Source organism: Pararhodobacter sp. (assembly GCF_034676075.1).
GTDB lineage: Bacteria > Pseudomonadota > Alphaproteobacteria > Rhodobacterales > Rhodobacteraceae > Pararhodobacter.
In genome coordinates this window covers 22,849-29,661 of record NZ_JAUCCQ010000039.1, presented here as the reverse complement: position 1 = coordinate 29,661, position 6,813 = coordinate 22,849, and the positions used below count along the sequence as shown (strand labels likewise).

Genomic DNA, 6,813 nt, shown 5'->3' with positions numbered 1-6,813 from the left:
GGCCCGATGCCGGGCAGCTGGCACTGAACAGCGACCCCCGCGCCCGGAGCGGCCCCGGGGGGCCAGCCCCCCGGACCCCCCGGGATATTTGAAGCGCAAAGAAGGCGGGTTAAGGAAGGCTTAAGCTCCGCCGTCGTTCGACAGGCATCCTCCGGGCGGGGCGGGTTTGGCCGCCATCCGCGCCGAGGCCTCCGGGGAAAGCCCGTAGGATGGGCGATTTCGCCCATCCTCTTCTGCGGCTAAGCTGCGCCCGACTCAAGACAGGAAGACCGATGACCCAATCCCATACCATGCGCGTGATCGAGATCTCGAAACCCGGCGGGCCCGAGGTGCTGGTGCCGGCCGAGCGCGCCGTGCCGGTCCCCGGGGCGGGCGAGATCGTGATCCGCGTCGCCTATGCCGGGGTCAACCGCCCCGATGCCCTGCAGCGCGCGGGCAGCTATGCGCCGCCGCCCGGCGCCTCGGACCTGCCGGGGCTCGAAGCCTCGGGCGTTGTCGTGGCGCTGGGGGCGGGCGTCACCCGCTGGCGGATCGGCGACGAGGTCTGCGCGCTGCTGCCGGGCGGCGGCTATGCCGAATACGTGGCCACCCCCGCCGCGCATGCCCTGCCGGTGCCCGAAGGTCTGGGCCTCCGGGCGGCGGCCTGCCTGCCCGAGACCTTCTTCACCGTCTGGACCAATGTCTTCGACCGCGGGCGCCTGCAGGCGGGCGAGCGGTTCCTGATCCATGGCGGCACGTCGGGGATCGGCACGACCGCCATCCAGCTTGCCGCCGCCCGCGGCGCCCGGGTCTTCGCCACCGCGGGGTCGGACGACAAGTGCCAGGCCTGTCTCGACCTCGGCGCCGAGCGGGCCATCAACTACCGCACCGAGGATTTCGTCGACGCGATGCGGGCCGAGGGCGGGGCCAATCTGATCCTCGACATGGTCGGCGGCGATTACCTGCCGCGCAACGTCAAGGCGCTGGCCGATGACGGGCGGCTGGTGCAGATCGCCTTCCTCTCGGGTCCCAGCGTCGAGCTGAACTTCGCCCAGGTCATGGTACGCCGCCTGACAATCACCGGCTCGACCCTGCGCCCGCGCTCGGTCGCCGCCAAGGCCGCCATCGCCCAGGCGCTGGAGGCCGAGGTCTGGCCGCTGCTGGCCACCGGCCGCGTCGCCCCGGTGATCGACAGCGAATTCCCGCTGGACGAGGCCGCCGCCGCCCATGCCCGGCTGGAGACCTCGGCCCATGTCGGCAAGATCGTCCTGAAGGTCTCGGGCTGAACCGGCCGACAGATCCGGCCCCGCTCAGGGCCGGATCATCACCTTGCCGTTGCTCTTGCGGTAGGCCGGGATCACCCCCTCGATCACCTGGTCGAGCGGCAATTCGGCCCCGACCCGCGTCTGCCAGCGGCCGGTGGCGAAGCGCTCCTGCACCTGCCGGATCACCGTCGCAGCCCGCTCGGGCGGCGCGGCGGGCAGCCAGCGGCTCAGCCAGAAGCCCTCGATCGCCTTGTCCATGAAGATGAACTGGCCCATGGCGGTGAGCGCGGGCGCCTCGTCCGACATCTTGCCATAGCTCACCCAGCGCGCCCCTGCGGGCATGGCGAAGAACAGATCCGCCGTCGCCTGATCGCCCACCGCATCGAGCAGCGCCCGGGGTTTATGCGCCTTGAGCGCGGCTTTCGCCTGCGCCTCGAAATCGGCGGCGGAGCTGACCAGAACCTCGGCCGCGCCCAGCGCCTTCAGCGCTTCGGCATCGTCCGGGCGGCGGATCACGGCGATGGCGTTCAGCCCCTCGTCCTTCGCCAGCCCCAGGATCAGCCGCCCCAGCTGCGAGCCCGCAGCGTTGACGATGAAGGCGCCGCCGGTCTGCCGCGCCCGTTCGACCAGCGCCACGGCGGTCAGCGGGTTGACGATCAGCGCGGCGCCGTCGGCCTCGGGCACCGCCGGGTGCAGGGGAATGCAGAGCGCCGCGTCCGAAACCGCATGCGCGGCCCAGGCCCCGGTCCCGGTGCCGAGGAACGAGACGCGCTGCCCGATCAGCTTCTCGCCCGCCGGCCCCCCGGCGGCGATCACCACGCCCACCCCTTCGAACCCCGCGGCCTGGCCCTGGACCCGGGGCTGGCCGTAGCTGCCCTGCACGAAGAACAGGTCCGAGGGATTCACCGGGCTCAGCCCGACCTCGATCAGCACCTGCCCCGGTTTCAGCGCGGGCAGCGGCACCTCGCGCAGCTCCAGGAACGGGGCGAGGCTGTCGGGCACCTGCGGCATGGGCGAGCTGGCGAAACCGCCCTCGCGCAGGGCAAGGGCGCGGGTCGTGGTCGGCGTGGTCATGGTCATCCTCCCGTTTGCCGCATGCTAGCCCGCAGGCAGCCTGCGGCATAGCCTCGGCTTGGCGGGGGGCGTCACGTCACCCGCGCCCCGGCTTGCGGCGGCCCCGGCTGCGGGGCAGGATGCCCGAGCAGCGCGGGGGACATATGGCACGCATCCTTCTCATTCACGGCGCCTGGGGCAATGGCAGCAGCTGGACCGGCGTGGTTCCCCTGCTGACCGCGCAGGGCCATCAGGTCGAGGCCTTCTCGCTGCCCGGGCACGGGCGCAACGACACGCCCTCGGGGGACGTCGGCCAGCCCGAGTATGTGGCGGCGGTCGAGGCGCGGCTGCTGACCGGGCCGCCCGCGCTGCTGGTCGGGCATTCCATGGGCGGCATGGTCGTGGCGCAGGTGGCGGCGCGGCAGCCCCGGCACGTGACCGCCGCGGTCTTCGTCGCCGCGCTGCTGCCCCGGGATGGCGAGAGCCTGCTGGATCTGGTGCAGCGGCAGGACGCGCCGGGCGTGCGCGATTTCGTCCGCCCCGGCCCGGTCAAGGGCACGACGCTGCTGGATCCGGGCGCGGCGGGGGTGCTGTTCCCCGAAGCCACGCCGCAGGCCGCTGCCGCCGCCATGGCGGTGCTGAGCCCGCAACCCAACCGCGGCCAGACCGACAAGGCCATCGTCGGCCCCGGGTTCGCGGCGGTGCCCAAGGCCTATGTCTTCTGCACCGACGACCGGGTCGTCACCCATCCCCTGCAACGGGCAATGGTCGCGGCGACCCCCTGCGAGGCGGAGTTTACGCTGGAATGCGGCCATGTGCCGATGCTGACCCAGCCCAAGGCGCTGGCCGGGATCCTGCTGGGCCTCGCCGCCTGACGCAGATGTGCCCGTGTCGGGGCTGGTCAGGGCCGGGCGCAGGGATCATGCTGGAGGCCGGTTCCCAGCCTCGAAGGATGCCCGCCATGACCCGCCTGCCGCTTGCCGCCTGCCTCGTCCTTGCCCTGCCGTCGCTGGCGCTGGCCGATCCGACGCTCGAATGCGACGGCGGCAGCCAGATCGAGATCGGCGCCTGCGTGACCGCGACGCTGGCCTCGGTCGATCGCTCGCTCGACTCGGCGCTGGGCTTTGCCCGCACCAGCGCCGAGGAACTGGACCGCACCACCGGCCTCGGCACCGCAATGCCCGCCCTCGATGCCGCGCAGGAGGCCTGGTCGGCCTATCGCGATGCGCAATGCCATGCGGTCGGCGAGGGCTATGGCGGCGGCTCGGGCACCGGGATCGCCATCACCGCCTGCCGCATCACCCTGGGCCGCGCCCGGGTCGCGGAATTGCTCGAGTCTGTTCATTGAACCCCCTGAAGCAGCCGTGAGGCGGCGGGAGGCACGCGGGGCGGGCGGGTGGGAGCGTGCCTCCCCCCGCCTCACGCCCTGACCACGCGCCCCAGGCTCAGGGACAGGACGAACAGCCCCGCCGCCGCCGCGACGATGCTCGGCCCGGCGGGCGTGTCGAACCACAGCGAGGCCATCAGCCCCAGCACCACGCTCAACCCCGCCACCGCCACCGCGCCCAGCGCCATCCGCTCGGGCGTGCGGGCCATGACCCGGGCCGTGGCGGGCGGGATGACCAGCAGCGCGCCGATCAGCAGCGCGCCCACCACCTTCAGCGCCACCGCCACCACCAGCGCCAGCGCCAGCGTCAGGATCAGCCCCTCGCGTTCCGGCTTCAGGCCCAGCGAGCGCGCCAGATCCTCGCTGATCGTCGCGGTCAGCAAGGCCTCCCAGCGCCAGAGCATCAGCGCCGTCACCGCTGCCGTGCCCAGCGCCATGGCGATCAGGTCCGAGGCCTGCACGGTCAGGATGTCGCCGAAGAGGAACGCCTCCAGATCGACCCGGACGCCCTGCAGGAACGAGGCCGCGACCAGACCCAGCGCCAGCGCCGAATGCGCCAGAACCCCCAGCGTCGTGTCCATCGCCCAGCCCCGCCCGGCCAGCGAACTGACCATCAGCGCCATGGCGAAAGCAGTGACCAGCGTGCCCGCGAAGATCGAGACGTTGAAACCCAGGGCCAGCGCCACGCCCAGGATCGCCGCATGCGCCGTGGCATCGCCGAAATAGGCCATTCGCCGCCAGACCACGAAACAGCCCAGGGGGCCCGTCGCCAGCGCCGCCAGCAGCCCGGCGCCCAGCGCGCGCAGGACGAAAGCGTCAATGATCATGATCGCAGGTCTCGTGGTCGTGGGGGTGGTCGGGATGGTCGGCGCCGTGGTCGTGGTGGTGCTGGTAAAGCGCCAGCGCGCCCCCGGTGCCCAGACCGAACAGCGCCCGGTATTCCGGCGCGTTCGACACGACCGAGGGCGTGCCCTCGCAGCAGACATGCCCGTTCAGGCAGACCACGCGGTCAGACGCGCTCATCACCACATGCAGGTCGTGGCTGACGCTGAGGACGGCGCAGCCGATCTCGCGCCGGACATCCTCGATCAGCCGGTAGAAGGCCGCCGTGCCGGGCTGGTCCAGCCCCTGCGTCGGCTCGTCCAGAACCAGCAGCTGCGGGTTCCCGGCCAGCGCGCGCGCCAGCATCACCCGCTGCAATTGCCCGCCCGACAGCGTGGCCAGCGCCCGGTCCTCCAGCCCCGGGGCGCCGACCCGCGACAGCAGATGCGCGATCTCGTCGCCGCTCAGCTTGCGGTTCAGGCGCAGGAACCGGGCGACGGACAGCGGCAGGTTCGGGTCCAGATGCAACTTCTGCGGCACATAGCCGACCCGGAGCCCCGGCGCCCGGGTCACGCTGCCCGCCGAACTCGGCACCATGCCCAACAGCGCCCTGAGCAGCGTGGATTTGCCCGACCCATTGGGGCCGACGATGGTGACGATCTCGCCCGGGTGCAGGGTGAAATCCACATGACTCAGCACCGGCGCGGCGGGGCCATAGGCGACCGAGAGGCCGCGCGCCTCGACCAGAACCGGGGCGTTCATGCCGCCGCCTCACGGCAGGCAGAGCAGAGGCCCATCGCCTCGATCGTCGCCCGTTCGACGCTGAAACCCAGCGCCGCCGCACCCTCGTCCAGCGCGCCGCGCAGGGGATCGGCCGAGACTTCGGCAACGGTATGGCAGCCCCGGCAGATCAGGAAGGCGGCGTGGTGATCCTCGCCCGGATGCAGGCAGGCGGCGAAGGCGTTGAGCCGCTGGATACGGTGCGCCAGCCCGTGCTCCACCAGAAAATCGAGCGCCCGGTAGGCGACCGGCGGCTGGTGGCCGAACCCGTCCTCGGCCAGTCGCTGCAACACGTCATAGGCGCCCATCGCGCCGTGCCGCTCCAGCAGGATCTCCAGCGCGCGGCGCCGCACCGGGGTCATGCGCAGGCCCTTGGCGCGGACCAGATCCTCGGCCCCGGCCAGCGCGCTTTCGACGCAATGGTGGTGGTCGTGCGGCACGAAGGCCGGTTCGGGGCCGGTCGGGGGGCTGGAGGCGGTCATGAGGGGCCTTGCGGGTGCATATGTTATGTTATAACAAGTAACAGTATAACATTCCTGACAGCCGAGCCAAGCCCATGTCGAGACTTCTTTTCGCGCTTTTCCTCAGCGCCACCCCCGCCCTGGCCGAGGCGCCGCGGGTGGTGACCGATCTGCCGTTGACCCAGTCGCTGGTGGCCGGGGTTCTGGGCGATGGCGCAGCGGTGACGGCGCTGCTGGACCGCGGCGCCGACCCGCATCACGCGCAGCTGCGCCCCTCGCAGGCGCGCGCGCTGTCCGGTGCCGATCTGGTGGTCTGGATCGGCCCGGGGCTCAGCCCCTGGCTGGCGGGGCCGCTGGACAGTCTGGCGGGCGGCCGGGTGCTGGATCTGAGCGCGGTGCCGGGCCTGCATACCCAGGACTTCGCCGAGGAAGAGCACGACGACCACGGACACGACGATCATGACCATGATCATGACGATCACGGGCACGACCATTCCGGCATGGACCCGCATCTGTGGCTCGAGCCGGGCAATGTCGCGCTGTGGCAGCGCGCGCTCGGCACAGCTTTGGCCGAGGCCGATCCCGAGAACGCCGCCGCATACACCGCCCGGGCCGAGGCCGCCGCCGCCGGGACCGAGGCGCTGCGGGCCGAGATCGCGGCGATCCTCGCCCCGGTCGGCGACGCCGGGCTGGTGATGTTCCACGACGCCTATGGCTATTTCGCGCATGCTTTCGGGCTGAACGTGGTGGCGAATATCAGCGGCGGCGATGCCTCGGCGCCGGGGGCGGCGCGGATCGCGGCGCTCCGCGCCGATTTGCAACAGGATCGGGCGGTCTGCCTCTTCCCCGAGGCGAACCATGCCGACGATTTCGCCCGGGTGGTGGCCGAGGGCACCGTGCTCAGGATCGGCGCGCCGCTCGACCCCGCCGGGATGGGGCTGGAGCCGGGGCCGGACCTCTATGCAAGGCTGATGCGGGCGCTGGCGCAGAGCATCGCCGATTGCGTCACCGCGGGCTGAGGCCAAGGGTGGGCGAACCCGCGCCGTGACGGCGCGGAACCGCCCAC

General features: G+C 72.0%; 8 protein-coding genes. 4 read left to right on the top strand and 4 right to left on the bottom strand.

Translation table 11 applies throughout. The annotated features are described in order from the left end of the window. The first annotated feature begins 272 nt into the window (after positions 1–272). Positions 273–1,265: an NAD(P)H-quinone oxidoreductase gene (locus tag VDQ18_RS12485; protein ID WP_323021263.1), complete on the top strand. Its 993-nt coding sequence runs from the start codon at positions 273–275 to the stop codon at positions 1,263–1,265. Between the two features lie 24 nt (positions 1,266–1,289). Here the strand turns inward: VDQ18_RS12485 and VDQ18_RS12480 are convergent, their stop codons facing one another. After that, on the bottom strand, positions 1,290–2,318 hold the full coding sequence (locus tag VDQ18_RS12480) for a zinc-binding dehydrogenase (protein WP_323021262.1): 1,029 nt from the start codon (positions 2,316–2,318) through the stop codon (positions 1,290–1,292). Between the two features lie 143 nt (positions 2,319–2,461). On the opposite strand from VDQ18_RS12480, the gene VDQ18_RS12475 reads away from it, so the two are divergent. After that, entirely contained in the window at positions 2,462–3,172 is a 711-nt protein-coding gene (locus tag VDQ18_RS12475) for an alpha/beta fold hydrolase (RefSeq protein WP_323021261.1), read from the top strand. A gap of 86 nt (positions 3,173–3,258) precedes the next feature. Beyond that, entirely contained in the window at positions 3,259–3,645 is a 387-nt protein-coding gene (locus tag VDQ18_RS12470) for a lysozyme inhibitor LprI family protein (protein ID WP_323021260.1), read from the top strand. Between the two features lie 71 nt (positions 3,646–3,716). On the opposite strand, the gene VDQ18_RS12465 is transcribed toward VDQ18_RS12470, so the two are convergent. Genes VDQ18_RS12465 through VDQ18_RS12455 form a run of 3 tightly spaced genes read right to left on the bottom strand, consistent with a single transcriptional unit; the run spans position 3,717 to position 5,768 of the window. Further along, positions 3,717–4,511: a metal ABC transporter permease gene (locus VDQ18_RS12465; protein ID WP_323021259.1), complete on the bottom strand. Its 795-nt coding sequence runs from the start codon at positions 4,509–4,511 to the stop codon at positions 3,717–3,719. Further along, positions 4,501–5,268, bottom strand: a complete 768-nt coding sequence (locus VDQ18_RS12460) for a metal ABC transporter ATP-binding protein (RefSeq protein WP_323021258.1) — start codon at positions 5,266–5,268, stop codon at positions 4,501–4,503. Before VDQ18_RS12460 ends, VDQ18_RS12465 begins: the two co-directional genes overlap by 11 nt. Further along, positions 5,265–5,768 (bottom strand): Fur family transcriptional regulator, encoded by a 504-nt coding sequence (locus VDQ18_RS12455; RefSeq protein ID WP_323021257.1) that lies wholly within the window; start codon positions 5,766–5,768, stop codon positions 5,265–5,267. The genes VDQ18_RS12460 and VDQ18_RS12455 overlap by 4 nt, the downstream gene beginning before the upstream one ends. A 74-nt stretch (positions 5,769–5,842) precedes the next feature. On the opposite strand from VDQ18_RS12455, the gene VDQ18_RS12450 reads away from it, so the two are divergent. Beyond that, positions 5,843–6,766: a zinc ABC transporter substrate-binding protein gene (locus VDQ18_RS12450; RefSeq protein ID WP_323021256.1), complete on the top strand. Its 924-nt coding sequence runs from the start codon at positions 5,843–5,845 to the stop codon at positions 6,764–6,766. Positions 6,767–6,813 lie beyond the last annotated feature (47 nt).